Genomic DNA, 26,903 nt, shown 5'->3' on the forward strand with positions numbered 1-26,903 from the left:
TCTGTGCGCCATGATCTGCATGGGAAAACTCCTTGGCGTCAAGCGGCAGCTTCAGGACATGACAGAAGCTCTGAATGACATTGAAGCCGGAAACGGGAACCGCAGAATTCTTGCCGTGGGCAATGAGCTGACCGCGGACCTTTCCTACAAAATGAATGAAATTGTCACCCGTTACGAGGAACAGCTCTCCGGGCTCAGGGCGGCGGACGAGACCAACCGCCGGCTTATGACCAGCCTTTCCCACGACGTGCGGACGCCGCTCACCACCCTGATCGGCTATCTGGATGCCGCGCACAGAGGCGTTGTCACAGGCAAAGAGCGCGAAGAGTATCTGGAAATCGCAAGACACAAAGCCCACGACCTGAAGGATTATATCGACATGCTTTTCGACTGGTTCAGGCTCAATTCCAGCGAATTTTTCCTATCCATCGAGCGGGCGGAGCTTGCGGAACTGACGCGGAATGTTCTGAAAGACTGGATTCCCATCTTTGAGGAAAATCATCTGGACTATGAAATTGATATTCCGGAAAGGCCGCTGTTTGCAAAGGTGGATCCGGACGGATACGCTAGGATCCTCAACAATCTGGTGCAAAACGTCATTACCCACAGCCGCGCCACCCAGATTAAAATAGAAATGGAACAAAAAGAAAAGAAAATTGAAATCCGTATCACAGACAACGGGATCGGCATCGAGAAAGCGGATTTGCCGCATATCTTTGAACGGTTGTACAAATGCGACAAAGGCCGCTCCGATAAAGGCAGCGGATTGGGGCTGTCCATCGTCAGGGAAATGGCTGAAAAAATGGACGGGACGATTCGCGTCCAAAGCGAGCCAAACCTATATACGGCTTTTACCGTCTGCTTTCCGGTGAAAAATTGAGTGCGGGCTTGCAAAATGAAATCGCGATAGCAAATTGCAAAAAGAAACTGCCTCAAAAATAAAAGGATGCGCCTTGAAACGGCTTTTATCAGCCAGATCAAGACGCATTTTTATGTATGATTTTTGAATAATGCTATTTTGCGACAGCCCCTTCTTTGTGCAACAAAATAGCCGGCGGTGCCGGTGAAATCGATAGGCTTAGGCAAAAAACAGGCTGCGGCTTGTAAGAGGGTATCCGTCCGTTTTGCCGAAATTGCAAGGTTAACGCAAGGTTCCGGCAAGGTTAATGCAAGAATTCCGTGTTACACTGGTTACAGTAAGAAAAGGAGGTTCTGGGATTGAATAATTTGATCATAGAAACAAAAAATCTTACCAAACAATATGGGGCGCAGAAAAGCGTTGCCAGCCTGAATATCCATGTCAGAAAGGGCCGTATTTATGGGCTGCTCGGACGAAACGGCGCCGGGAAAACCACGACGATGAAAATGCTGCTGGGCCTGACGCAGCCGACTTCGGGCGAGGTAAGAGTTTTCGGTAAAAATATCCGCGGAAACGAGAAAAAAATCCTGCCCCGCATCGGAAACCTGATCGAATCGCCGGGCTTCTACCCCAATCTGACCGGCACGGAAAATCTGAAAATCTTTGCCCGGCTCCGGGGCGTTTCCAAGCGCAACGCTGTTTCCGGCGCATTGGAGGTCGTCGGGCTGCCATACGGCGATAAAAAGCTGTTCTCCCAGTATTCCCTCGGCATGAAGCAGCGTCTGGCCATCGCGCTTGCCATCATGCACGACCCCGAACTGCTGATTCTGGACGAGCCGATCAACGGGCTTGACCCCATCGGCATTGCGGAAGTCCGTTCGTTCATCCGGAAGCTGTGCGACGCGAGAGGAAAAACCATTCTGATTTCCAGCCACATTCTTTCGGAAATTTCCCTGCTTGCGGACGACATCGGCATCATTGACCACGGGGTTCTGTTGGAGGAAGAAAGCCTTGCGGAACTCGAGAACAAGAACAGCAAGTATGTCCATTTTCTCGTCTCCGATACGGCGCAGGCAGCCAGGATCATGGAGCGAAGCTTCGGGGCGAAAAACTTCACCGTGGAAAATGACCGCAGCCTGCGCCTGTATGATACGAATTTTCCGGTGACCGCGCTCACCCGCGCATTCATCGAAAGCGGATTGGAGGTAGCGGAGGCGCACACCTGCGAGGACACGCTGGAGGACTACTTTAAGCGCGTGACCGGGGGTGAAGGCATTGCATAACCTGATCCTCTGTGAATTTCGAAAGTTCAAACGGCGTCCTATGTTTCTGCTGGCGACGCTGGCCGCCTTTGTTTTTCCCGCTTTAACGGCGCTCATGTACTGGAAAACCCCGGGAGGGCAAGATTACGACAACCTGTTTTCAGGCGTTGTCGACCCGGGTGATTATCTTCTGCTGCTGCCGGTTTTGGCCGTTCTTTCAACAACACTGTTTTTTACGGAACAGGACAGTGACACGCTGAAAAACCTGATGACGATCCCGGTTTCAAAAGGCAAGCTCGTGCTGGCAAAAATCAGTGTCATGGCGGTTATCTCCGTCGTTTATTCCGTTGCGGGATTTCTGGCCAGCGCAGTTTGTGCAAAGCTGCTCGGCATGGCTCTTATCAACATGGAGCAAAAATTTATTATCAGCCTTTTGCTGGGGCTTATGATGCTGGCCGCAGCCCTGCCCTGCGTGGTATTGGTGGTCTGGTTTAATAAAAACAATCTGATTTCGATTGTAATCACGCTGTTCTACACCATAATCAATTATGTGTTTCATCTTACCGATTTGGGAATGAAGTCCGCGGTGGGGTTCAACATCGGAACAATACTGCCTATTCCTTTGATTCAAAAATGGATTTTTCAGTTTTACCGTCCGGGAACCGGTGCGTCGGCGGTGTTTTATGAAAGCATGCGCCCTTACTTTGTATCGACCCCGGTCTGCATTGGAATCCTTGCCGTGCTGTCAGGGATATCTGCCGCGCTGATGATACGGATTTACAACCGGCGCGAACTATAGGAAGGAGCATGACGATGAACCTGATTCTCACTGAATTTCAAAAACTCAAACGGTACAGCGTGATTCTCGTCGGCATGATCGGCGCAACCTGCTCCCCCGTCATTTCAATCGTGATGCAAAATATAATGTCTGACGACGCCAAGAGCGTTTTAAACTATACATTCCCCGATTTGATCAACAGCACCATCTGGAACAATATGACGATTTTCTTTCCGATGATTCTCGCGCTGATCGGCGGCTATATGATCAGCCGGGAATATACGGACGACACACTAAAAAGCGTGATGACCGTCCCCGTCAGCTTTCCGCGTCTGATGACCGGGAAGCTGACCGCGCTCGGAATCATCGCGCTTCTGCTCGGACTGTATGCAGCGCTGGTGACGCTGCTGGTTGGATTAATCAGCTGCCGGGAAAATCTGACGCTGCCCGTCGTTTTATCAGGAAGCGTGCAGATGACCGCTATGGCACTGTTTACCTGTATCGGTGAACTTCCGCTGATTGCGTTATGCGGGCGTAAGCAGGGCGCGTTCCGGGGCGGGGCTGTGGCTGCGTTTCTGCTCGGATACGTCTCTATTTTCCTCAAGAACCCGGTGCTGCGCAACCTGTATCCGCTTTCAGCCGGGCTCAGTATCGTGGGGTTTGGCGGCGAAGGCTTTGTGTCCGATACCGCAGGCAGCTATGCTTCCACGCAGAACGCTTTCATGGGCACCTGCGTAATTTTAGCCATGATACTGCTGACCGCGATCATCATCCATCATCCGGGGAAAGATACGGCCGCGGCCCCAAAGAAGGGCGGCCGCAGCCGGCACAACCGACAGGAGGCAACCAAATGAAAAAATCAATTCTTTTTTTCATGATCGCGTGCTGCTTTGTGTTCCTGCTGACAGGCTGCACGAAAGACGAGATGGTTGATCACTACAACCAAACACTTCAGGAAGCCGGGGATGATAACCTGACGAAAGACAGCAAATTGCAGGGAAAACGCAGCCTCGGGACCGACAGCTATGTCGGAAGCTATTCCGCCGATTACGACGGCTTCACCGGGACGGAAACCCTGTTTGGCGGAACAGCGCTGGAACGGGACGGCGGAAATGAGGTTGAAGTCACCTGCAAGCTGAATATTTCGAAAGGAGCGGCAAAGGTCGTTTTTGAATCAGGAACGAATGATCCCGAGGTGCTGATCGAAAGCACGGGCGAGACTTCCAGAACGATCAAACTGCCGTCCGCCAGCAATTATATTGCGGTGAAGAGCGACGGCTTTACCGGTTCCGTAAAACTGGAGATCAAATAAAAGGAGTAGATAGAACCCATGAAAAATAAAATTCTGAGTATCATTGCCTTTATAACCGTTTTTGTTCCCATGACGATTTTCTTTGTGTGGAAACCCACCGACCCGGACGTGACGGGGATCGTGATCGGTTACTTCATATTCATCGCGCTCAGCTTCATTTATTCCCTGTTTCTGTTTGCCAAAATGCATATGAGAGATATTTATACCAAAATTGCTCTTGGCCTGAACGGGATATACCTTGTCGGGATTCTGGCTCTTGTGGTAATCCCGCGTTTTATCTAAGTACGGCACAGGTTAAAACGGGCCGGCGCGCTATGATTTCTTTCTTCGCGAAGGTTTTTGGAAACAAGACTCTGCCTTTTTTGAGGCAGAGTCTGATTTTTTTACGCTCATTTTATTTGATCCCTTTTTTATCTTTATGAAATCTTTAAACTTTCCTTTTATATTGGTTGAAATGAAACGAGTGAAAGGATGATGTTTATGGATTCCCATCTCTTACGAACAAATCGGCTGTGCAAGGATTTTAAAGGGCAGCATGCCGTCAGCAATCTCACGCTTTCCATTCAGCGGAATTCCGTCTACGGCCTGTTGGGGCCGAACGGAGCAGGAAAATCGACGACGCTGAAAATGATCACCGGGATGCTTCGCCCGACCTCCGGTGAAATTATTTTCGAAGGGCACCCTTGGAGCCGCGGGGATTTGTCCGACATCGGCGCATTGATCGAATCGCCGCCGCTGTATGAAAACCTTACCGCCAAAGAGAACCTGAAGGTTCGCACGCTGCTGCTTAATCTGCCGGATTCCCGCATTCGCGAAGTGCTGGAAACCGTCAGCCTGACCGATACCGGACATAAGCGCGCCGGACAGTTTTCCATGGGAATGAAACAGCGCCTCGGCATTGCGATCGCCCTGCTCAATCATCCCAAGCTGCTGATTCTGGACGAGCCGACCAACGGCCTTGACCCCATCGGCATACAGGACCTGCGAAAGCTGATTCGGTCTTTTCCCGAACAGGGCATCACGGTGATCCTGTCCAGCCACATTCTTTCCGAAGTGGAACTGATCGCCGACCATATCGGCATCATAGCGGACGGCATGCTGGGGTATGAGGCTGAAATCAACCCCGGTGAAAATTTGGAATCGCTGTTTATGGAAGTCGTAAAGAACAGTAAAAAGGCGGGTGCCTGAAATGCTGAACTTTTTAAAAGCGGAAAATTTGAAATGCAGAAGAACCTTTGCGAAAAAACTTGTTTTGATCGCACCGCTTCTTACGGTGCTGCTTTCGGGCATATTATCCGGCATGTACCTTGTCCAGAACGGCTATAACTGGTGGTACACGCTCCTCCTGCCCGGGTTTATTACGCTTACAACCTCATTGGTAAACCAAATAGAAGACAGAAAGCTTCGTTATCGTTCGGTATTTCCGCTTCCGGTTTCCCTGCAAAAAATCTGGATCTCGAAGGTCCTTCTGATTGCCGTCTATACGGCTGCCGCCTGCATCCTTCATCTTGCTGGAATCAGTTTGGGAAAGTTCCTGATGACCCCTTCATCCACCATAACGGTCAGCCGGATGGCGGGAGCAACGCTGATTCTGATCATCGTCTCGCTCTGGCAGATTCCGTTTTGCCTGTTTCTATCCAAAAAATTCGGCCTTATGGCGGCGATGCTGATCAATTTAGGAGCGGGACTCATACTGGACTTTTTCGCGGCCACGGAGTCCTTCTGGTGGGCATGCCCCTACAGCTGGGCAACTCGTTTGATGTGCCCTGTACTCGGTATCCTGCCAAACGGCACGTTAGCCGCGCAGGGAGATCCGCTGCGGAATCCGGGCGTGATTCCGGTCGGTCTTGTTCTGTCCGTTGCTTTATTTCTTCTGCTGCTTGCCGTCACGGCGAAATGGTTTCAAAAACAGGAGGTAAAGTAAAATGCCGGCTTTCATACGGTGCGTTCGCTCCGATTTTCAAAAATTCAGGCATACCTCCATGCTGTGGATCCACTTGCTGATTCCTTTGGCCGCGGCCGTCCTGTTTCTCAGCTATTATTCCGTCTCGCCGTGGAATGCGGAAACAAAAATCAGCGGCTATTTCGAGGTGATCGGCAGTGCGTTTCCCTTAATGATCGGCCTGATCTGCGGGAAAAGCGCGGAGCAGGAACGGCAGGCGGGAAATTTTCAGGTCATGCTGTGCGGGGTGAAATCGCGCCCGGCGGCCTATGCCGGTAAATTGTTCGTCCTGCTCCTACCGGGGATTTTCGCCGTCGCGATTTCGGTCGGCGCGTTCGCGGCCGGTTTTCGAACGGTACCCGGAATTCTCTATTTTAAGGCGGCGGGCTTCCTGATCGCCGGGAGCGTTTTTCCTTATCTTCTGCATTTGTTTGTAAGCTTCCGGTTTGGCAGGGGCGCGTCCATAGGTCTCGGAATCGTGGAAAGCCTGATTTCCGCTTTAGCCCTGACGGGGCTTGGAGACGGAAAATGGTATTACATTCCCTGCACCTGGAGCGCGCGTCTTTGTGATTGCCTCGTATCCATATGGATCGATCCGTCGAAAGCGATCGGGTACACGGAACTGGAAAAATGCATGACGGTCGCAATACCTGCTACGATTGCCGCTTTTGTGATAAGCCTTTTCTGGTTTCAGCGCTGGGAAGGTTCGCGGTCGAACGAATAGAACCATCGTTTCCAGCGGCAAAGAAGAATGTTCTCTCAATCCTGACAATGCCACACAGTTTACTTATAAGGAGAAATACTATACAATTCTTGAGGATACCGGATCAAAAGAGAATCTCGGCAGATGGGTGGGCTGCATCCGAAAGCTTGCCGTTCTCGACGCGGACGGAATACCGGATCGCGGCCAGCCGGAAACAGATACAGAGGTAAATAAGCATGTTAAATGATTATACAGGGAAGGAGGTGCGGCTATGGCAAAAATTCTTGCCGTAGACGATGAGCCGGACATTCTGGCCCTGATCAAGAGGGCGCTGGAAAAAGATGGTCACCTGGTAACAACAGCCGGATCGCCCGACAAAATCAATTTAAAAACACTGAATTATTATAATTTGATCCTGCTGGATGTCATGATGCCTGGGACGGACGGATTTGCCTTTTGCCGGAAGGTGCGGAGTCTGGTGGATTGCCCCATCCTGTTTCTCACCGCCAAGACAATGGAATCCGACGTGATGTATGGGTTCGGCCTGGGCGCGGACGATTACATCAAAAAACCGTTCGGCATCGGAGAACTGAGGGCAAGGGTCAACGCGCATCTGCGCAGGGAAAAGCGTGTAAAACGAAACGTCCTGCAACTTTCCGGGTTAGAATTTAACCTCGCGGCAAAGGAAGTGACCGCAAAGGGTCAAAAAATTCCGCTCACCAAAAGCGAATACGGGATCTGTGAATTCCTTGCGAAAAACCACGGCCAGGTGTTTTCCAAAGAACAGATTTATGACGCGGTTTGCGGATACGACGCGGAGGGCGGCAGCTTTACGGTAGCCGTGCATATCAAAAACATCAGGGCAAAGCTTGCCGTCTATCGGTTAGCTCCGATTTCAACGGCTTGGGGGATCGGATATAAATGGGACTGAGAAACAGAAACATCAGGCTGAGAACCTTCTTCATCCGGTATTTGCTCACCATTTTCGCCGGTTTTGTCTTGATTGTCCTGATCGGCATAGGGCTGCTTTTTCTATCGCTGAAAACCGGCTTTGTACTCTCTGTCGGCGATGTGGAAGCATCCATTGAACGGCAAAAGGCCGCGATTGCGTCTGCCGAAACCGTGAGCGCGGAGTTGATTCCCAAGACCTGCAAATATGCTGTTGTAGGTACAAATGGTGAGTTTTTGTCAGGAAACATGACAGCATCCGAAGCCGCCGAGGCATGGGATGTTGTCCGGAGCGGCAGAACCATCTCGGGAAGCCTTCTGTCCACCGGGCTGAACGCAAATTGCTATTTCCCGATTCAACGGCGAAACGGATATTGCATCATTGGGTATTCCTCCATGTCTCAATTTTCATCGCGGCTGTTGCGCGAACACCTGACCGTACCTGAGATTCTGCTGCTTTGGATGATTCTTGCAGCGTCCTTATTTGAGATTGTATTTCTCTCCAGGCTTTACGGGAGGAAAATCAGCCGTAAGCTCATCCCTCTGCAAAATGCCACGGAAAAAATACGGAAAAAAGATCTTGCGTTTGAAATCGAATCAAGCGGCATTGAGGAAATCGACGCCGCCCTGCAATCCCTTGACAGTATGAAGACAGAATTGGGACTCTCACTGGAAAAACAGTGGAAAATGGAACAGACGAAAAGAACACAGATCTCCGCCTTGGCGCATGATTTGAAAACCCCGCTTACCGTTGTCCGCGGGAATGCGGAAATGCTGGACGACACAAACCAAACGGCGGAACAGAAAGAGTATACCCGCTATATCATGAAAAACGCGGATCAAATGGAGCGGTATGTGCAGATGCTGATCGACATCTCCAAAGCGGAAGCCGGTTTTTCCCTTCGGCGAAAAGACACTCCGATCAGAGCCTTTTTAGATGAGCTTTACGCGCAGATTGGTGCGCTGGCCTCGGTGAAGCAAATAAAAACTCAATTTGATGAAAAAAATCTGCCGGATACGATCTGTGTTGACGTATCCTTCCTGCAACGAGCCGTTATAAACATCGTGTCAAACGCGGTTGATTATTCTCCGGAGCATGGTACAATTTGGTTTTCCGTGTCGGCGGAGAACCATAAAATCAGATTTACCGTAACGGACAGCGGCAAAGGGTTTTCTCCCGAAGATTTAAAAAGTGCAACAAGTCAATTTTATCAGGGTGATTTCAGCCGAAACTCGAAGCTGCATTACGGAATGGGACTGTTTATTGCAGCTTCCATTGTAAAGCTGCATGGAGGAACCCTGACGATAGCAAATTCCCCCGCCACAGGCGGCGGGATGGTGGCAATCGAAATATAAACTGAAACAAATACTCAGCTTTTCTGGTTACGCCCGGCGAAAAAAGCCGAAACCGTATCGGCGACCAAAAGCGGTTGCCGTGCGCTTCGGTGCGCTGAACGATTTTAGCCTTTGACTGCGCCGGCAACCATACCTTTGACGATGTTTTTCTGAAAAATCAAGTATACGATCAGGGCCGGGATAATAATCATAATGGCCCCCGCCATAATGTTCTGCCATTCCATTTTATACTGACCCATAAACCCGTAAGCGGCAAGCTGCAGGGTCTTGATGGAATCGTTGTTGCTGATTGTCAGAAGGGGAAGCAGGAAGTCATTCCAAATCCACATGGCATTGACAACGACTACGCTTGCAGTGACGGGCCTGAGCATCGGGAAGATGACGCTGATGAACATACGCAGCGACGAGCAGCCGTCAAGCATGGCGCACTCCTCCAGCTCGTGGGGAATCCCTTTCACAAAGCCGTGGTAAAGGAAAATCGACAGCGGAGCGCCAAGCCCCCAGTATATAACGCCAAGCCCATACAGGTTTCCCAGCAGGCCAAGCTGCTTTGCGAGTTTTACCAACGTGATCATGAAGGATTGAAAGGGAATCATCATCGGCATGATGCAGAAAAGGAAGAGGATGTAGCTGTAGCGTGTTTTTACCCGGGAAAGCTTATAGCCCGCCAGGGAACTGATGACAACGATTCCCGCGACGCCGATCGTCGTTACCAGAAGGGTATTCCAGAGGGACTTTGGGTAATTCATGCTTGTGAAAACATTCCGGAAGTTATCCAGGGAAAAACGCTGCGGCACATCCAGCACCTGCGACATGATCTCGCTGTAGGATTTGAATGAGCCGAAAACCATGATCAGCAGCGGAGAAAGGTAGCATGCCAGAACGACCAGAAGGAGAAGAAAAGTGGCGGCGGAAGCAGTTTTTGTCTTTTTCATGCCTCTATCTCCTTCTTTTTAAAGACGGTAACCTGCAGGATGGTAATGACTGCCACCATAGCGAACAGAATGACAGACTTCGAACTGCCGTAGCCATACTGGTTGCTGTTAAAGGCGGTGTTGTAAATGTCGAGTGCAACCGAAGTTGTCGCCGTTCCCGGGCCTCCTCCGGTAAGTGTGAATATCAACTCAAACATCTTAAGCGAATTTGCAATGGAGTAAAAAGTGCAGACCGTAACGGAAGGAATTATCAACGGAAAAATCACCGAGAAGAATCGGCGGACTCTCCCCGCGCCGTCGATCGTCGCGGCCTCTATAACATCTTCCGGTACGGACTGCAGTCCCGCGATGTAAATCAGCATGTAAAATCCCAGCGCCTGCCATACGGTGACAAGCACTGTGCTGAATACGGCCAGTTTCGGCTGCCCGAGCCAGCTCCAGCCGAACATCGCCGCGCCGGTCGATTCCTGCATCGCTTCAAAGGCGCGGCTGAAAATGAATTTCCAGGTAAACCCGATGATAATCAGGCTGATAATATTTGGAATATAAAACGCCGCCCTGAAAAATCCTTTTCCGAAAGCGTCCGACTGCTCCAGCACAACGGAAAGCACCAGAGCGATTATGTTGATGAAAATAACGGTAAAAAGCGCATAGATCAGCGTATAACGAATAGACTGTCCGAAAGTGGGATCGTCCGTAAAGGCCCGCACATAATTCTGAAACCCGATAAATGTGGAAGCACGCTGAATACCGTTCCATTTTCGGAACGAATAAAAGATACACATGAGAAAGGGGATTCCGACAAACAGCAGAATTGCAAAGGCGGCGGGCATGGTAAAGCCAAGGAATTCTATCGTATGAGATAATTTTTTTTTCCGCGCCTGATTCATAAATTCCGACCTCCCGGCATCCGGTCAAAAATGAGGGGGCGGAATCGTCCCCTCACATGATCGCTGAGAAATGATTGCGCTTTAGCCTTCAGCATTGAAGGCGTCGACGAATACTTTTGTCAAGGCGTCCTTCGTCTGCTGGCGGGTCGCTGTTCCCGCGGCATAGTTCTGGAATGCGGTTCCAAACGGCTGTTCAATACCGTCCGGTCCATTGAAGATCCACCACTGGCAGGTGGAGGAATCTGCTTCCGCCTGGGCGGTTTCTTTGGCCAGTTGCGTGTCGGGACTTGCGGCGCCCTTCTGCGGGGAAATCTGTTTGATGACCTGCGGAATCCACTTTTTGCCGTAATCCGAAGTAGTCAGCCAGTCTAAGAAAGAAAGAACGTCTTTCAGATTCTTGGAGTCCTTCGAGACGCGCATGGTCAGGTTGGTGTCAACGGCTACGACGGACTTTCCATCCAGGCGGGGAGCGTCCAGATAGCCCATGTCGATATTGCTGTTAATTTTGCGGATGGAATCCTCTTCCCACGACCCCTGGTGGATCATGGCGACCTTGCCGTTCGCAAAATCGGAAACCTGCATATCGGCAGTGGATTCCATCGGCTTGGAGCCGCTGTATTTCTTTACAAGGTCAATCAGATCGAGAGCAAAATCGACCTGAGGGAGATCTCCGAATTTAAGCTTTCCGCTCTTGACATCGGTAAAAAGCGAGCTATAGTCGCCTTTGTACGCATCACTCATGGAAGGATAGGTCATCTGGGGCAGCACCCACCATTCGGCAAAACCGGAGCTGAGCGGCTGAATGCCCTTTGCCTGCAGCTTTTCGCAAGCGGACTTATATTCATCCAGTGTGGCAGGAAGCGCGGTGATGCCCGCCTGCTGGAACAGCTTCTTATTGTAGATAAACGAATGCGACTGCACCAGGAACGGATAGCCGGTCACCTTCCCGTCCAGCTTTACGCTTTGCAGGAACTGCGGGTCTATGTCTTTCATAAAGCTTTCGTTTGTAAGATCGTAGGTGTAATCCCGGTAAACTTTGTTGTCGTTATAAGCGCTTGACATAAACAGATCGGGAATATCGCCGGAATTCAATTTGGATTTCAGCACCGTCTGGTAGTCATTCTGAATGATCGTCATGTTGATCGTTATGCTCGGTGCAACCTTTTTGTACTCTGTGACCATGGCCTTATACTGGTCGGTCAGTTCCGGACTGTTCAGCATGAAATTCAGCGTAACCGGCTGGGAGCTCTGCGAGCTGCCCGCTGTGCTGTTCGTCCCGGATGAGGCCGATGTTCCGCCGCCGGAGCACCCGGCCAAAGCGCCGATGAGTAAGGCCGCGCAAACAGATAGAGCAATCAACCTTTTCAATTTCATATGCCTCCTTAATCTTTGAGAACTCAGGACTCCTGCTTTTAGGATAATCCGTTTCTGCCAAAATGAAAAGTGAAAATCAAGAACGATTAATGGGAAAAAGAGATACAAAAAAAATCTTAACCTGCCGGCAAATTTATGTTATAATGAATAAAAATACTTTAGGAGAATCAGAATGCCGAGATTTTGGTTCCGGATAAAACAGCAAATAAATCAAATGCCGGTATCCAGGCAGTTGATTCTGGCCATTACGCTGATTGTGTTTTTGATTTTGACGGCTATGACCGGTTTTACATACGGCCGCACAATTGAAACTGTCAACCGGCAGCAATTATCCTCCACCCAGGAGATACTGGATCTGAAAAAAGACGATTTCTCCAAATACATGGCGCAGTTAGAAAACTACTCCATGCAACTTCGATACAACGACCAGCTGCTCCATATCATCAGCTCCGAAAAACCGATTGACTACACCTCTTCCTCTACAGTCAGTTCTGCTTTGCGGGATACATTTTTGACCCGCGGAGATATCGTTTCCTACCGGATCTACCTGCTGAAAAACCAAACCTGTTACAGCATTACCCGATCGGATTTCAATGTGCGCAGCGCATCATTCAAGTCCATTGAAGACGCGGAGCTCTTCAAGGAGGCAAATTCCGCAAACAGCCATCTTGCCTTCCAACCGGAATACGGAAAAAGCGGAAGCTTTTTGACGATCTGCCGGGTATTCATCAACATCATGAACCGACGCCCTCTCGCCTTTGTGGAAATCACGGTGAACAATTCTTATTGTAAAAGTCTTTCCGCCGACAGCAGCGGTATGAAAAGTGTTCTCAGCATATTGGACCGGCAAGGCCGGCTTACCTATACAAGCGACGACGCGGTTCTGGACGCTCAGGATATCCCGCAGATAAAACAGGTTCTCTCTTCACAGAGCAGGAGTGTTTCGTTGGGCAAAGAAGATTACCTGACCGCTTCCAGCAGTACGCCGGACGGGAACTGGAAGCTCATCAGTCTGCTCCCGCAGGACACCCTGCGGGAGCCGGTGGCCCGAAACCGGAATCTCAGCCTGTTCCTTGCGCTGACTGCCTTTCTTGTTTCCGCCTGCCTGATTTCCATGCTAATTCGTATCCAGATGCGTCCGCTCCGGACATTGGCAAAGCAAATGAGAAACGTGGGCCGGGGGGATTTTAAAACAAAGGTATATGTCGGAGGCAGCGCGGAGGTCATCAATCTTTCCCGCCAGTTTAATTGGATGACGGGCCAGATTGACGAGCTGATCCAGAAGAACTACGTCGCCGAGCTGAACGAGAAAATCGCGCAGATGAAAGCATTGGAGGCGCAGGTAGACCCGCATTTCCTATACAACACGCTGCAGGCGATTTCAACGGAGGCGGTTCTTTCCGGGCAAAAAACGATCCAACGCATGGTTGAAGCGCTTGCTTCCCTGCTTCGGTACTCTGTGCGGGAAAAAGACCGGATTTCAGTCGAAACCGAAATCCGGCATGTGCGGGAATATCTGTTTTTGCAGAACGCCCGGTTTGAGGACCGCCTCGCATATGAGATCCACATGGATGACTGTTCCCAGCCTCTGCTGATTCCCAAAATCTCCATCCTGTGCCTGGTGGAAAACTCCATTAAGCACGGAGTGGAGAACAGCAGCGACAGGATTTCCATTCAGGTGAGCATCCGGGTTTCCGGGGGCGGGCTCAAGATCGTGGTATCGGACAACGGCAGAGGAATGTCCCGCGAACGCCTTGCCGAAGTACGCGGCATGACGCAATCGGAAGGAGCGGGCGGAAGCAGCGGTATCGGCTTGCCGAATCTGGCGGCAAGACTAAAGATTTTATACCGGGAGCGCGCTTCACTTTCCATTGCCAGCGAACCTGCGGGAGGAACAAAAGTGGAGCTTGTGATCCCGCTGAATGAAGATGAGGAGGATATATGTACCGATCGCTGATCATTGACGATGAAGGACCGGTTCACCGCGTGATTCAAGCTCTTGGGCACTGGTTCCAGCTGGATATTGCCGAACCGGAATCTGCTTTTGACGGCCAGGCGGGACTTTCCGCCATGCGGGAACTTCGGCCCGATATTGTGTTTCTGGATATGAAAATGCCGCTGATGAACGGAAGCGAATTTCTTAAGACAGCAGCCCTGGAATTTCCGCACGCAAAATTCATTGTGGTCAGCGGATACGATGAATTCACCTATGCCCGCATTGCCATCCAGTACCACGTCATTGATTACCTGTTAAAGCCCGTTGTGGAAGAAGAACTGAACACGGCACTCCGAAAAGCGCGCGACCTTCTGGACGAAGTGGCCCATGTGGTACGCGAAAGCCATGAGCCCCCCTCCGCGGTCGTCGCGGAGCGGCTGGCGTGCGCCGTCAAGGACTACCTCGACCGCAATTACGCGAGGGACATTCACCTGTCGGAACTCGCGGATTATTTTCACTACTCCAAAGAATATATCTCGAGGCTTTTCCGGGAAAAGTACAACACGGGCATTTACGAATACGTCCTGCGGTACCGGATGACCCGCGCGCAGGAACTGCTGAAGGAGAAAGATCTGCGGATTCAATCCATCGCGGAGCGGCTGGGTTATAATGACAGCAATTATTTCAGCAAGGCGTTCCGCACATTCTGCGGGATTTCGCCCTCCGAATTTCGGAGCAAAAGCTCCGGGGACAAAGGAAAGCGGCCAATTGAACACGATCACGGAAACGCAGCAAAGAAAGGATGCAGATTCCCTTGAAATTCACCGATGGATACTGGCTCAATAAACCCGGCGTGCAATTTTGCCGCGCCGTTCAGGTGCGCGACGTGCAGGTTGAAAAAGGCAGAGTTACCGTCTACGCCGCAGACCTTGAGGTGACGGACCGCGGACAGACGCTGAACCGCCCGCTGCTCACCATTCGATTTTCCTCGCCGAAACCGGATGTTTTGCGCGTGGAGGCCGTGCATTTTGCCGGGACGGCACGAAAGGAGCCCCGCTTTGGCGTGCAGGACGAACATTGCGAACTCGAAACGGAACAAACCGAAGACGAAATCCGCATCACGAGCGGAAAGCTGACCGCGGTGCTCTCCCGCTCCCGCTTCCGCGTCCGCTATTTTTTCGACGGCAGGCTTTTGACTGCAACGGCGGATCGGCCTCTCGCCTATGTTACCGCCCCATGGGGAGAGTTCATGCTGGAACAGCTCGGACTGGACATCGGCGAAAAGCTTTACGGCCTTGGCGAGCGTTTTACCCCGTTTGTGAAAAACGGGCAGACCGTCGACCTCTGGAACGCGGACGGCGGAACTTCCTCCGATCTGGCTTATAAAAACGTTCCGTTCTACCTATCGAACCGCGGCTACGGCGTGTTTGTTAACAGCACAGACCGCGTTTCCTATGAAATCGCTTCGGAAACGGTTTCGTGCGTGCAGTTCAGCGTACCCGGACAGCGGTTGGAATACATGGTCGTCGGCGGAGAGAACATGAAAGGTGCGCTGCAAAATTATACCGCCCTGACGGGCCGCCCTGCGCTGCCGCCCGCTTGGTCGTTCGGCCTGTGGCTGACGACTTCGTTCACCACGCAGTACGACGAGAAGACCGTCAACAGCTTTGTTGACGGAATGGCGGAGCGGAATATCCCGCTGCGCGTGTTCCATTTTGACTGTTTTTGGATGAAAGAATATGAGTGGTGCAATTTTGAATGGGATCCGGAGGTGTTTTCCGATGTAAGAGGAATGCTGGCACGCCTCAAGCGGAAGGGCCTGAACATCTGTGTCTGGATCAACCCGTACATCGCTCAAAAGTCGGCTTTGTTCGAAGAGGGCATGCGAAATGGATATTTTCTGAAACGCCCGAACGGCGATGTTTGGCAGTGGGACCTCTGGCAGGCCGGCATGGCGATTGTGGATTTCACCAACCCCGCCGCCTGCGATTGGTATTGCGGCAAGCTGCAGAAGCTCATTGACCTTGGTGTGGACAGCTTCAAGACGGATTTCGGCGAACGGATTCCGACGGATGTGCTGTATTTCGACGGTTCCGATCCCGCGATGATGCACAACTATTACACACAACTGTATAACCGCACGGTATTCGGCCTGCTGAGGAAAAACTTCGGCGAGAACAACGCTGTCCTGTTTGCGCGCAGCGCCACAGCAGGAGGCCAGCAATATCCGGTGCATTGGGGCGGCGATTGTGCGGCAAAGTACAGTTCGATGGCGGAGAGTTTGCGGGGCGGGCTTTCGCTTTGCCTTTCCGGCTTCGGTTTCTGGAGCCACGACATCAGCGGCTTTGAAAGCACGGCTACGCCCGATCTTTACAAACGCTGGACAGCCTTCGGACTGCTTTCCACCCACAGTCGCCTGCACGGCAGCGGCAGCTATCGCGTGCCGTGGCTGTTCGATTCAGAAGCCGTCGACGTCCTGCGCTTTTTCACCGAGCTGAAATGCCGCTTGATGCCATACCTCTATTCCATGGCCTGCGCCACTCACGAAACCGGTTTGCCCTGCATGCGCGCCATGGTGCTCGAATTTCCGGATGACCGGACTTGTGAAGTGCTTGACCAACAGTACATGCTGGGCGATTCTCTTCTGGTCGCTCCGGTTTTCCGGGAGGACGGCACGGCCGAGTATTACCTTCCGAAGGGAAAGTGGACACATTTGTTGTCAAACGAAGTGGTTGACGGGGGTACCTGGCTGAAAGGACGATACGATTACTTCAGCCTGCCGCTGTTCGTCAGGCCGAACACGATTCTGGCATTGGGGAAAAACGACCAAAAGCCGGACTATGACTACTCCGACGGCCTCACGCTGCATCTTTTTGAACTCTCGGGCACAGAGCCGGTATGCACGGAAATAGTAAACCAAGACGGGAGCCCCCTGCTTCGCGCGGAGGCGGAAAGAATCGGGAATCAGGTGACTCTTCGCTGGAAAGGAAAGACGACAAACCTGCGTGTGCTGCTGCGCAACGTGCCGAAAGTCAGTGACCTGTCCGGCGCTACCGAGGAGACAACAAATCTGGGAACGCTTCTCACGGTGGACCCGTCCTGCAGTCACTTGACATTTACCTTGGAAAAGCGCAGCTCCTCCGCGGCGGATTAAGATCAAAAAAAGAGTTGTGTCCGAGGACAAACGCGGCCTAGGCTTGAGCGCGGAAGCTGCGGATGCCGTTCAGAAGATATTCCTTAGCGGTTTCGATGATATGATCGGGAAGCGGAGCGTCGTCCGCCAGCCCCAGCGCCCGGCGGATGAACATGGGGTGCTCCCCGAACGCAACGATGGAACTGGAAACGATACGGCTGATGGTGGTGGCCGTTTCGCGGTCAGTGTCCTTACGGTAATCCTGCAGAAGCTCCGTGAGGATGCTCTCCATTTTCTTGCAGACCACCTGCGTGATCGGGTACTCGTTGCCGGGGTGATACAGCTGCTCGTGGTATAGCAGGTTCAGATAGTGGGCGTGCTCAAAATCCTGAATTACAAGCACGGTTTTCAGCATAGAGTCCACGTATTCTTCGATCAGCACCCAGGCAACCGCAGGAGTGATGGAATTTGCGCTGCGCAGCCGTCTGACATGGTCGACCAGAGGAAGCAAGGGCCTGTCCAGCTCATGGGCCACATATTTCAGCACGGCTCTGTAAAAACCTTCTTTATTTTGAAAGTGAAAGGCAATGGTGGCAATATTGACATTTGCTTCTTTCGCGATCATACGGGTGGATGTTGCCTCATAGCCGTGTATGGCAAAGAGCTTGACCCCGGCGTTGATGAGGTTTTGCCTGGTGGTGGAAGGGTTATTCAAATCCTGCATGGGTTTCTCCTTCGTCTCCGTTCTCTTAATCATATGATTATTTCTATTATAACGGTGTTTTCTGAAGAAAGCAATAAAAGAAGAAAACCGACTTGCAAAAAAATAGTAATCCGTAGAGTTGCATCAGCACAGCTCTTATTTTTTGTGCTAATATACGAAAATTTTACAATATAAAGAATACTGTTTATGATTTATTGACAAAGCAGCAAGGATTGTCTTATTATTGTTAAGAAATGAACGATTGAAATGCCGTTTTCAGCAGCGGAGGTTTTTTGTTGTAATTAATCAATCGTTTGATTAATTCAGTAGAAGGGAATGAAATACATGAAGGTAGAATCGATTACCCTTTATGTCAACGGAACAGAATACCGGTTTTCTGTCGGCACGATGTTCGGCCAGCTCCCCCCCAGTGAAACGCTTTCCGAAACGCTGCGCAACCGGCTGGGGCTGACGGGCTCCAAACAGGCATGCGGAGAGGGTGCCTGCGGCTGCTGCACAGTGATTGTCGACGGCGACGCGATTACGTCCTGCATCACATTGACGATCGACTGTGACGGCAAGCACATACCACGATTGAAGGACTGCAGGACCCCGTAACCGGCGCGCTGGATCCTATTCAGCAGGCCTTTCTGGACAAATACGCCTTTCAGTGCGGCTACTGCACGCCCGGCATCATCATGGCCACAAAAGCGCTGCTGGACAAAAATCCCCACCCTGACAGCGACGAGATCAAGGAAGCGTTGAGCGGGAATTTCTGCCGCTGTATCAGCCAGTACCATGTTTTTGAGGCGATCGGCGAAGTTGTGGGAAAGGTTGGCAAGTAACATGAACATACAGCCTGTTAAAAAAGAAAATTACAAATACATAGGGAAAAATACCCCCCGCAAGGACGCGAAGGACATTCTTTCCGGCAAGGCCGTCTTTCTGGACGATTTTTCCTTGCCCAATATGATTTACGGCAAATCACTGAAATCCCCGCATTCCCACGCTCTTATCAAATCCATCAACGTGGAAAAGGCAAAACAGATCCCGGGCGTGAGGGCCGTGCTTACCTACAAAGACGTGGACCAGAAATGGATGTTCGGCTGGCCGCCCCAGAAGCCCGTGCTTGACCGGCATCTGCGCTATATCGGCGACGCCGTCGCTTTGGTGGCAGCCGACACGGTGGATCTCTGCAACGAGGCGATGGATCTGATCGAAGTGGAGTACGATGTGCTTCCCGCGGTTTACGACGGGTTTTCCGCCCTTGAGGACGGAGCTCCCCAGCTGTACGAATCCATGCCCCATAACATCGTTCCCCCGGGGTACCCTCCTTTTCAGAAGGACGGTCCCTTCTGGCATCTGGTCAAGGGTGATCTGGAAAAGGGCTTTGAAGAGTGCGCCTATGTTGCCGAGGATACGGTTGCGTTCAACAAAATGTGCGCTCCCATGGCGCCGGAGCCTCCGGCCGCTATCGTCGTCTACGAAGGGAACATGGACTTTACCGTATACGGCACTTCCCAGAGCACCTTTATTCTGCGCATTATCAATTCTTCGGTCATTCCCGGCTGCAACCTGAAAACGAAGACGTTTAACGTCGGGGGCAGCTACGGCAATAAGCAGAGCATCGGCATCCCTGTGATTTTCGGCGCGCTGCTGGCGATGGCTTCCCACCGCCCTGTCAAATACGCAGAGACAAAAGTCGAGCAGATGACCAATCACGAAACCCGTCTGGGCAGTCAGGTCCACGCGAAGATCGGCATGGACCAGAACGGTGTCGTCCGCGCCGTAAAGGCGGAATGGGCGGTGGATACCGGCGCGTTCTGCAACGCGACACAGGGCCAGGTGGGCGTGGGGATCGGCGAATCCCAGCTGGTCATGGCCAAATGCCCGAATTGGGATCTGGACACCAACATCGTTGTTACCAACAAGCAGCCCGCCGGAATCGTGCGGGGTTACGGCGGACAGGAATTGAATTCCTGCCTGTCGCTGTTGATCGGCCGCACCATGCGGGAAGGGAATTTCGACCCGGTGGAATGCTATAAGAAGAACTATGTCAGCGACGGCGACGTGTATACATGGCGCGACGGACGCCAATGGAAAGCCCATTCCATCAACTATGTCAAAGCGATCGATACCATCGCGGAAAAATTCGGCTGGAAGGACCGCTGGAAGGGATGGGGCGTGCCCACCTGGACGAGCGAAGACGGCAACGTCGTGCGGGGCGTCGGATGCGGAATCATCGGCAATGCCGACGTCGGGGAGGACAACAACGAGGTCTACGTGCGCGTGATGCCGGATCTGATTTCCGACAATGTCCGCGTGATTGTGCATGCCGACATTACCGAATCCGGCATGGGCCAGAGAAGCAACATGCTGAAAATCGTTGCGGATTCTTTAAATATTCCGTACGAGAACATAGATATCGTTCCGGCCGACAGCACCCTTAACCCCACCGGAATGGGCCTTTGCGGCAGCCGCGGCACCATAACCTACGGCCACGCGCTGGCCAACGCCTGCGACGAGGTCAAGCGCATGATCTTTGAAAAGGCGGAGCCGTATCTGGAGGTCACCATCGATAAGATGGAAATCGAGGATTTCTGCGTGGTGACCCACGCCCGCCCCGGAAAGAAGGTTCCCATCAAAAAGCTGACGGAACAGTTTACTTCCTTCACCGGGTACGGCAAGCACGTAGAGAACTTTTCCACCCCCAACTTCTTTATGGTCTTTCTGGAAGTGGAGGTCAATAAGGAAACCGGCAAGGTAGATGTGATCGATATGTGCGGAGGCTCCGACGCCGGTCAGGTGCTGGACCCCGCCACGCTGGAAATGCAGTGCCACGGAGGCATCGGCTCCGCAAGTCTGGATACGGCAACCTTTGAAGAGCATATTATCGACCCGGCGACCGGACGCCCGCTGACCTATAACATGATCGACTACAAATGGAGACCCTTCAACGAGTTTCCAAGATTTCAGACGGTGCTGATGAGTTCTCAGTTCGACACCTACCAGTTCAAAGCGGTCGGTGTGGGCGAAATTGCCGGCGCGGCGGCGGCCAGCGCGGCCATGCAGGCGATTTCAAATGCGATCGGCGTTCAGGTTTCTACCTATCCCGCGACGCCGGACGTGATTCTGAAGGCGCTCGGCAAACTATAAGGAGGGATTCCATGAAAAATTTTGAATATAAACGCGCGGAAAGCTTCGAGCAGGCCGGCGAAATGCTCGCTGAAAAAGGAAAAAATGTTCTGATTGCGGGCGGGACCGATTTGATCGGCAGCCTGAAGGACCGCATTCTGCCGGAATATCCGGACGCCCTGATCGACATCAAGCGGATTCCCGGTTCCGACACCGTTTCCGTGGAGGACGGCGTGCTGAAGATCGGCGCTCTCGCCACGCTGACCCAGGTAGCGGAAAGCAGCGAAACAAAGCAGTTTGCGCCTCTGCTGGCGGAGGCCGCGAAATCCGTCGCCACCCCGCTGATCCGGAACAAGGGAACGATCGGAGGCAACGTCTGCCAGGACGTGCGCTGTTGGTTCTACCGGTATCCGCATGAAACGGGCGGCCGCCTGATCTGCGCCCGCAAGGGCGGCGACCAGTGCTATGCCTGTCAGGGCGACAGCAGGTATCATTCCGTCTTCGGCGGCATGAGAGCCCACGCCAACCCCTGCTCGGTAGGCTGCCCCGCCGGAACCGATATTCCGGCGTATCTGCAGAAAATCCGCGAAGGAAACTGGGACGCGGCCGCAAGAATCGTCCTGCGGGTCAATCCGCTGCCCATGCTGACCTCCCGCGTCTGTCCCCATCCCTGTCAGAAGAACTGCAACCAGCGCAAGCACGGCGAGAGTGTCAATATCCACTGTGTGGAACGTTCCCTGGGAGACTATATCCTGAAAAATATGCATAAATATTACCGGGCCCCGGATTCTGAAACCGGGAAGTCCGTCGCCATTGTCGGCGGCGGTCCCGCCGGACTGACCGCGGCGTATTATCTGCGCGGCCAGGGGCACAGGGTAACTGTTTACGACAAAATGGAGGAGGCCGGCGGCGTTCTGATGTACGGCATCCCGGAATACCGGCTGCCGAAGCATTATGTGCGCGCGGTCGTCAAGGCAATCGCGGATATGGGCGTTGAGTTTCGCTGTGGCACCGAAGTCGGCAGGGATATCAAAATTGAGGAGATCGAAGCGTCCAACGACTCCGTTTTTCTGGACACAGGCGCGTGGAAGCAGCCCTTGCTCGGGTTGGACGGCGAAAGCCTGACCCAGTTCGGACTGAACTTCCTCGTGGAAGTCAAGCAGTTTATGCGCAAACAGATTGATAAAAACGTGCTGGTATGCGGCGGCGGAAACGTGGCCATGGACGTCGCGCTCACCGCTGTCCGGCTGGGCGCCGAAAAGGTCACGCTGGTATGTCTGGAGCAGCGCGAGGAAATGCCCGCTACCGAAGAGGAGATCGCCCGCGCCCTCGAGGAGGGTGTGGAGATCATCAACGGACGCGGCCTGTCCAAAGTTATTTATGAGAACGACAGGGTGGTGGGGATGGAAACCAACCGGTGCCTGTCCGTCCGCGATGAAAACGGCCGTTTTCATCCCACCTACGACGATTCCGATCTCTTTACCTTGAAATCCGATTGCGTCATTCTGGCCACCGGTCAGAAAGTGGATCTGGATTTTCTGGGGGACAAATTTAAAGACGAGGTCAAATCCGCCCGCGGGCTGATCGAGGTGGGCGAGCATAACGAGACCAGAAAGCCCGGCGTTTACGCCGGCGGCGACGCTGCCACCGGCCCCGATATCGCCATCCGTGCCATCCGTGCCGGCGGGAACGCGGCCAAAAACATCAGCAGTTATCTGGGCTTTCCCGTCCATGAGTGCAGGGGGGATCAGGACGATGGTTTCCTGCGCTTTGACCGCGAAGGGACTCAGGCACATCAGGCCAATCGGCAGCGCGAGCTTCCGGTTTCCCAGCGCACTCTTGCCGATGAGGATGAATACAGCTACGAGGATGGCACGGCGGAAAAAGAGGCAAAGCGCTGTATGAACTGCGGTTGTTACGCGGTGAATCCTTCCGACATAGCCACCGCCCTGATGGCGCTGGACGCAACCGTTGTCACGACCCGTCGCAGGGTAAAAGCAAAGGATTTCTGTACCGCCGCACTGAGGGTTTCCGACCAGCTTTTGCCCAGCGAGGTGATTGAAGCGTTTGAAGTCCCCGTTGTGCAAGGCGCAGTCATGCATTATGACAAATTCCGTCTGCGCAAGTCGGTGGATTTCGCGATCGTCAGCGTCGCAAGCCTGTACCGCGCGGAAAACGGCCGGTTTACGGGTGCCCGGATCGTGTTGGGAGGCGTTGCTCCCGTTCCGCTGGAAGCCAAGGAAGCGGAGGGGTACCTGATCGGAAAGCCCGTCGGGAAGGAAACCGCCGAGGCGGCTGCAAAGCTTGCCACCCGGAATGCGGTTCCCTTTGAAAAGAACCAGTATAAGGTCAATGAGCTGGAGGCGGTTCTAAAAGCTTCCATCCTGCGCATAAAATAAAGCCGTCCGGCCCGACGGCTTCTAATTCAAGCGGAGTGCCGGGCCGTGCGTTTTCTGCAAAGCGAAGCCGGGTTCGTTCCTGCAGCCGCTGCCGAACGCCGTGGCAATCACGGCTGTGTATAACGCGAGTATTTCTGCGGGAATGACGTTTTGCCGGCTTTCCCCCTGTGTTTTTGCCGGCGCGGCTCTCAATCTGTCCGGTCCTGTTTTCGCCGGACGTCCTTGTAACGTTGATCGTCTCTCCGTTTTTGTCCGGTTCGCTTATAAAATTACGGGAACGGAGGCCGCCGGAAAGGATCAGGCGAACCGCATGGTACGGGAAGGGAGGAATTTCATGAAAACCGGAGCGGTCATTGTTGCGGCGGGCATGTCCAGCCGGATGGGCGCCTTTAAGCCCATGCTGAAGGTCGGCTCCATATCAGCAATCCGGAGAATTATTTTTACGCTGCAGCAGGCCGGGGCCGATCCGGTCGTTGTTGTCACCGGAAATCGGGCGGACGTCCTCGAGAAACATGTTTCCAAGATGGGTGTTATCTGCCTGAGAAACACGGAGTACGCCTCCACGCAGATGCTGGATTCCGCAAAAATCGGGTTCCGGTATCTGCTGACAGAATGCGGCCAGGTACTTTTTACGCCGGTGGATATTCCGCTGTTTACCGTCCGGACGGCCGAAGCGCTGGTGAAAAGCGGCGCGGACGTGGCCATTCCGCTCTGCGGTGACAAGGAGGGCCATCCGCTGCTGATTTCCAGCGGAATTTTGCCGGAAATTTTGCAGTACGACGGTGAAAACGGCCTGCGCGGCGCACTGGATCACAGTTGTGCGCAGCTCAGGCGCATTCCGGTGGAGGACGAGGGCGTTCTGTTCGACGCCGATACGCCCGAGGATTTTCAGAATCTGCTTTCCTGGCACAATGCGCAGCTGCTCCATCCTCAGGTTAAAGTCGAATTAGCCCGCGAAGAGGTTTTTCTGACGCCGGACGCGGCGCTTCTGCTGCGTCTGATTGACCGGACCGAATCCGTTCGGACAGCCTGCCGGCAGATGAACCTGTCCTACAGCAAGGGCTGGACGATTCTGAACCAGATGGAAAAGCAGCTGGATTATTCCGTAATCGTCCGCCATCCAGGCGGCATGGGCGGCGGCCATACGTCGCTGTCCGACAAGGGAAAGCTGCTGCTCCGGCGCTACGACCGGATGGTACAGGAATCGAATCAGGCGGTAAAAGAAATTTATCAGCGGATTTTTAAAAAGACGGAAGACTAGGATTCTCCGGGCCTCTCAGACAACGGGGTTTTGCCTTATACGGAAAACCCCGTTATTCAGACGGGCGAGTTCCATAAAAATACAAATCGGAGGGACCCTCTTTGAGAACGGTTTATTTTGTTCGCCATGGTCAGCCGGAAAACGGTTTTCACATCTGCTCCGGAAACTCTGGCGCCGCGCTGGACCCGGTGGGGTGCCTTCAGGCCCGGCGTCTTGGGCGGTGGTTTGAGGACAAAGCGGTTTCCACCGTATATACAAGTCCCCTGCCGCGCTGCGTGCAGACGGCGCGGCTGCTGGCCGCCGGTCGGATTCCCGTCCGGGAGGAGCCGGAGCTGCGGGAGCTGGACCCGGGCCTTTGGGAGGGGCTTTCCTTTGGGGAAATCAGGAGCCTGTATCCTGCGGAGTACGCCGCCCGCGGAAAGCATATGGGGACGGTTGCGCCGCCCGGTGGCGAGAGCTTCACAGGGGCGGGAAGGAGGATGGACGGCTGTGTGCGCAGGCTCCTGGCGGAAACCCGGGGGAATGTTGTCCTGATCGGGCACGGAGGAGCGGGCAGGGGCTGGCTTTGTGCGGTAATGGGACTCCCATCCGACGCGGTGCTTTCCGTACGGCAACCGTGGGGAGGAGTCACCGTACTGACCTGCGGAGACGGAGGCTTACGGGTGGAGAGCGTGGGTCTTCAGCCCGCGTGCTATCCGGAAGACCCGGAAATCCGGTCGCTGCTTGACCGGGCGGGCACGCCCGGTCCGGTGAGAGCCCATAGCCGCGCCGTGGCGGAAAAAGCGCTGGAGCTGTCCGGCGCGATGCGGCGGGCGGACCGCGGGCTTCTCCGCGCGGCCTGCCTGCTGCACGACATTGCCCGTCCGTCCGGGCACGGGCACGCCCTTAAGGGGGCGGAGCTGCTCGATCGTGCCGGATGGCCGCGGGTAGCGGAAATCGTGGCGCGTCACCACGATCTGGGTGACGCGCCGCCGCCGGAAGCAAAGCTTCTTTATCTGGCGGATAAGCTGACGCTTGGCGTGACCGGAGTAACGCTGGAAGAACGCTTTGAGAGAAGCAGGGCAAAATGCGCCGGCCCGCAGGCCCTGGAAGCATGGGAAAGGCGGCTCGGGGAAGCGATAAAAATCTTGAAAGAATTGCAGGAGTCAACACCATGAAATTAATGAAAACAGAAGAAGCCGTGGGGCAGGTGCTGTGCCACGATATTACCCGGATCGTCCGGGGCGTCGTAAAGGACGCCGTCTTTCGCAAGGGGCATGTCATCAGGCCGGAGGATATACCGGTGCTGCTGAGCGTTGGCAAGGACCATGTGTATATCTGGGAAAACGACGAAACCATGCTGCATGAAAACGACGCGGCGGACATCCTGCGCGCCGTCTGTCAGGGGCCGGGAATGCACGCTACGGCGCCCAAGGAAGGCAAAATCGAGTTGATCGCCGACCGGGACGGGCTGCTGCTGGTGGATTTAGACAGGCTGCGCGAGATCAACACTTTGGGAGAAATGATGATTGCCACAAGACTTTCGGGGTTTCCCGTGAAAAAAGGAGATGTTCTTTGCGGCACGCGCGTCATCCCTCTCGTCATCGAAAAGGACAAGATGGCGCGCGCAAGGGAAACTGCCGGAAACGAACCTTTGTTGAAGCTGGCGCCGATCAGAGCGAAAAAATACGGCCTCGTGACCACGGGCGGCGAAGTGTACTACGGAAGAATCGAAGATACCTTCACGCCGGTGATTCAGAAAAAAATGGGGGAATACGGCTGTACGATGATTGCCCACGAGGTGCTGGACGACAGCCATGAGAAGATCACCTCGGCGATCCGAGACATGCTGGACCGGGGCTGCGAGCTAAGGAACCTCTGATTTAATCCGCCCCTCTACCGAAGAGAGGAGAACTCTGGTAAAATAGAACTATCAAGACACAGGCGGTGCAGAGAAATGAAAAAGCAACAAACTTTTACGGATATTGAATATAGCTG

The 26,903-nt window shown here is 53.3% G+C and carries 26 protein-coding genes; 22 read left to right on the forward strand and 4 right to left on the reverse strand.

The window, feature by feature from the left end; genetic code table 11:
• The first annotated feature begins 10 nt into the window (after positions 1-10).
• The 12 genes from CAFE_RS15190 to CAFE_RS15245 all read left to right on the forward strand — a co-directional run bounded on the left by CAFE_RS15190 (position 11) and on the right by CAFE_RS15245 (position 9,160).
• A complete protein-coding gene (locus CAFE_RS15190; protein WP_066643966.1) occupies positions 11-880 on the forward strand; it encodes a sensor histidine kinase in 870 nt (289 codons plus the stop codon).
• Between the two features lie 338 nt (positions 881-1,218).
• Positions 1,219-2,142, forward strand: a complete 924-nt coding sequence (locus CAFE_RS15195) for an ABC transporter ATP-binding protein (RefSeq protein WP_066643952.1) — start codon at positions 1,219-1,221, stop codon at positions 2,140-2,142.
• A complete protein-coding gene (locus tag CAFE_RS15200) occupies positions 2,126-2,920 on the forward strand; it encodes an ABC transporter permease (RefSeq protein ID WP_228724970.1) in 795 nt (264 codons plus the stop codon). Before CAFE_RS15195 ends, CAFE_RS15200 begins: the two co-directional genes overlap by 17 nt.
• 14 nt (positions 2,921-2,934) lie before the next feature.
• A complete protein-coding gene (locus tag CAFE_RS15205) occupies positions 2,935-3,753 on the forward strand; it encodes an ABC transporter permease (RefSeq protein WP_066643950.1) in 819 nt (272 codons plus the stop codon).
• A complete protein-coding gene (locus tag CAFE_RS15210) occupies positions 3,750-4,211 on the forward strand; it encodes a hypothetical protein (RefSeq protein ID WP_066643949.1) in 462 nt (153 codons plus the stop codon). Before CAFE_RS15205 ends, CAFE_RS15210 begins: the two co-directional genes overlap by 4 nt.
• A gap of 18 nt (positions 4,212-4,229) precedes the next feature.
• Positions 4,230-4,493 carry a hypothetical protein gene (locus CAFE_RS15215; RefSeq protein ID WP_156991089.1) on the forward strand — a complete coding sequence of 88 codons (264 nt, stop codon included), beginning with the start codon at positions 4,230-4,232 and terminating at the stop codon, positions 4,491-4,493.
• A gap of 198 nt (positions 4,494-4,691) precedes the next feature.
• Positions 4,692-5,399, forward strand: a complete 708-nt coding sequence (locus CAFE_RS15220) for a lantibiotic protection ABC transporter ATP-binding protein (RefSeq protein WP_156991090.1) — start codon at positions 4,692-4,694, stop codon at positions 5,397-5,399.
• Position 5,400: 1 nt separating this feature from the next.
• Positions 5,401-6,135: a lantibiotic immunity ABC transporter MutE/EpiE family permease subunit gene (locus tag CAFE_RS15225; protein WP_066643946.1), complete on the forward strand. Its 735-nt coding sequence runs from the start codon at positions 5,401-5,403 to the stop codon at positions 6,133-6,135.
• Position 6,136: 1 nt separating this feature from the next.
• Positions 6,137-6,877: a lantibiotic immunity ABC transporter MutG family permease subunit gene (locus tag CAFE_RS15230; RefSeq protein WP_156991091.1), complete on the forward strand. Its 741-nt coding sequence runs from the start codon at positions 6,137-6,139 to the stop codon at positions 6,875-6,877.
• Positions 6,878-6,881: 4 nt separating this feature from the next.
• The gene (locus tag CAFE_RS15235; RefSeq protein WP_330594043.1) at positions 6,882-7,103 is read left to right on the forward strand and encodes a NisI/SpaI family lantibiotic immunity lipoprotein; all 222 of its coding nucleotides are present in this window, start codon (positions 6,882-6,884) and stop codon (positions 7,101-7,103) included.
• A 24-nt stretch (positions 7,104-7,127) separates the two neighbouring features.
• On the forward strand, positions 7,128-7,787 hold the full coding sequence (locus tag CAFE_RS15240; protein WP_066643943.1) for a response regulator transcription factor: 660 nt from the start codon (positions 7,128-7,130) through the stop codon (positions 7,785-7,787).
• A complete protein-coding gene (locus CAFE_RS15245) occupies positions 7,778-9,160 on the forward strand; it encodes a sensor histidine kinase (protein WP_066643942.1) in 1,383 nt (460 codons plus the stop codon). The genes CAFE_RS15240 and CAFE_RS15245 overlap by 10 nt, the downstream gene beginning before the upstream one ends.
• Positions 9,161-9,264: 104 nt before the next feature.
• Here the strand turns inward: CAFE_RS15245 and CAFE_RS15250 are convergent, their stop codons facing one another.
• The 3 genes from CAFE_RS15250 to CAFE_RS15260 all read right to left on the reverse strand — a co-directional run bounded on the left by CAFE_RS15250 (position 9,265) and on the right by CAFE_RS15260 (position 12,353).
• Positions 9,265-10,095: a carbohydrate ABC transporter permease gene (locus CAFE_RS15250; RefSeq protein WP_156991092.1), complete on the reverse strand. Its 831-nt coding sequence runs from the start codon at positions 10,093-10,095 to the stop codon at positions 9,265-9,267.
• Entirely contained in the window at positions 10,092-10,985 is an 894-nt protein-coding gene (locus CAFE_RS15255) for a carbohydrate ABC transporter permease (protein WP_156991093.1), read from the reverse strand. Before CAFE_RS15255 ends, CAFE_RS15250 begins: the two co-directional genes overlap by 4 nt.
• 81 nt (positions 10,986-11,066) lie before the next feature.
• A complete protein-coding gene (locus CAFE_RS15260) occupies positions 11,067-12,353 on the reverse strand; it encodes an ABC transporter substrate-binding protein (protein ID WP_166525157.1) in 1,287 nt (428 codons plus the stop codon).
• Positions 12,354-12,573: 220 nt separating this feature from the next.
• On the opposite strand from CAFE_RS15260, the gene CAFE_RS15265 reads away from it, so the two are divergent.
• From CAFE_RS15265 to yicI, 3 genes are read left to right on the forward strand one after another with little or no spacing between them, the layout of a single operon-like run.
• Complete coding sequence (locus CAFE_RS15265) at positions 12,574-14,316, forward strand: sensor histidine kinase (RefSeq protein ID WP_166525158.1); 1,743 nt, start codon at positions 12,574-12,576, stop codon at positions 14,314-14,316.
• A complete protein-coding gene (locus CAFE_RS15270; RefSeq protein ID WP_066643937.1) occupies positions 14,301-15,113 on the forward strand; it encodes a response regulator transcription factor in 813 nt (270 codons plus the stop codon). Before CAFE_RS15265 ends, CAFE_RS15270 begins: the two co-directional genes overlap by 16 nt.
• Complete coding sequence (yicI, locus tag CAFE_RS15275) at positions 15,110-17,449, forward strand: alpha-xylosidase (RefSeq protein WP_156991095.1); 2,340 nt, start codon at positions 15,110-15,112, stop codon at positions 17,447-17,449. The genes CAFE_RS15270 and yicI overlap by 4 nt, the downstream gene beginning before the upstream one ends.
• A 37-nt stretch (positions 17,450-17,486) precedes the next feature.
• On the opposite strand, the gene CAFE_RS15280 is transcribed toward yicI, so the two are convergent.
• A complete protein-coding gene (locus CAFE_RS15280) occupies positions 17,487-18,152 on the reverse strand; it encodes a TetR family transcriptional regulator (protein ID WP_066643935.1) in 666 nt (221 codons plus the stop codon).
• Positions 18,153-18,467: 315 nt separating this feature from the next.
• Between CAFE_RS15280 and CAFE_RS20695 the strand changes: the two genes are divergently transcribed.
• The 7 genes from CAFE_RS20695 (at position 18,468) to CAFE_RS15310 (ending at position 26,787) form a co-directional block, all read left to right on the forward strand.
• Complete coding sequence (locus CAFE_RS20695) at positions 18,468-18,749, forward strand: (2Fe-2S)-binding protein (RefSeq protein ID WP_413814441.1); 282 nt, start codon at positions 18,468-18,470, stop codon at positions 18,747-18,749.
• A 32-nt stretch (positions 18,750-18,781) separates the two neighbouring features.
• A complete protein-coding gene (locus CAFE_RS20700) occupies positions 18,782-18,976 on the forward strand; it encodes a (2Fe-2S)-binding protein (protein WP_413814442.1) in 195 nt (64 codons plus the stop codon).
• A 1-nt stretch (position 18,977) separates the two neighbouring features.
• Complete coding sequence (locus tag CAFE_RS15290; protein WP_066643933.1) at positions 18,978-21,287, forward strand: xanthine dehydrogenase family protein molybdopterin-binding subunit; 2,310 nt, start codon at positions 18,978-18,980, stop codon at positions 21,285-21,287.
• Between the two features lie 11 nt (positions 21,288-21,298).
• Positions 21,299-23,665, forward strand: coding sequence for an FAD-dependent oxidoreductase (locus CAFE_RS15295; RefSeq protein ID WP_156991096.1), 2,367 nt, complete (start codon positions 21,299-21,301; stop codon positions 23,663-23,665).
• A gap of 142 nt (positions 23,666-23,807) precedes the next feature.
• A complete protein-coding gene (locus tag CAFE_RS15300) occupies positions 23,808-24,926 on the forward strand; it encodes an NTP transferase domain-containing protein (RefSeq protein WP_139104024.1) in 1,119 nt (372 codons plus the stop codon).
• A gap of 101 nt (positions 24,927-25,027) precedes the next feature.
• Positions 25,028-26,083 (forward strand): histidine phosphatase family protein, encoded by a 1,056-nt coding sequence (locus CAFE_RS15305; protein ID WP_066643931.1) that lies wholly within the window; start codon positions 25,028-25,030, stop codon positions 26,081-26,083.
• Positions 26,080-26,787 carry a molybdopterin-binding protein gene (locus CAFE_RS15310; protein WP_156991097.1) on the forward strand — a complete coding sequence of 236 codons (708 nt, stop codon included), beginning with the start codon at positions 26,080-26,082 and terminating at the stop codon, positions 26,785-26,787. Before CAFE_RS15305 ends, CAFE_RS15310 begins: the two co-directional genes overlap by 4 nt.
• Positions 26,788-26,903: the final 116 nt, after the last annotated feature.

The organism is Caproicibacter fermentans (assembly GCF_009746625.1).
Taxonomy (GTDB): domain Bacteria; phylum Bacillota; class Clostridia; order Oscillospirales; family Acutalibacteraceae; genus Caproicibacter; species Caproicibacter fermentans.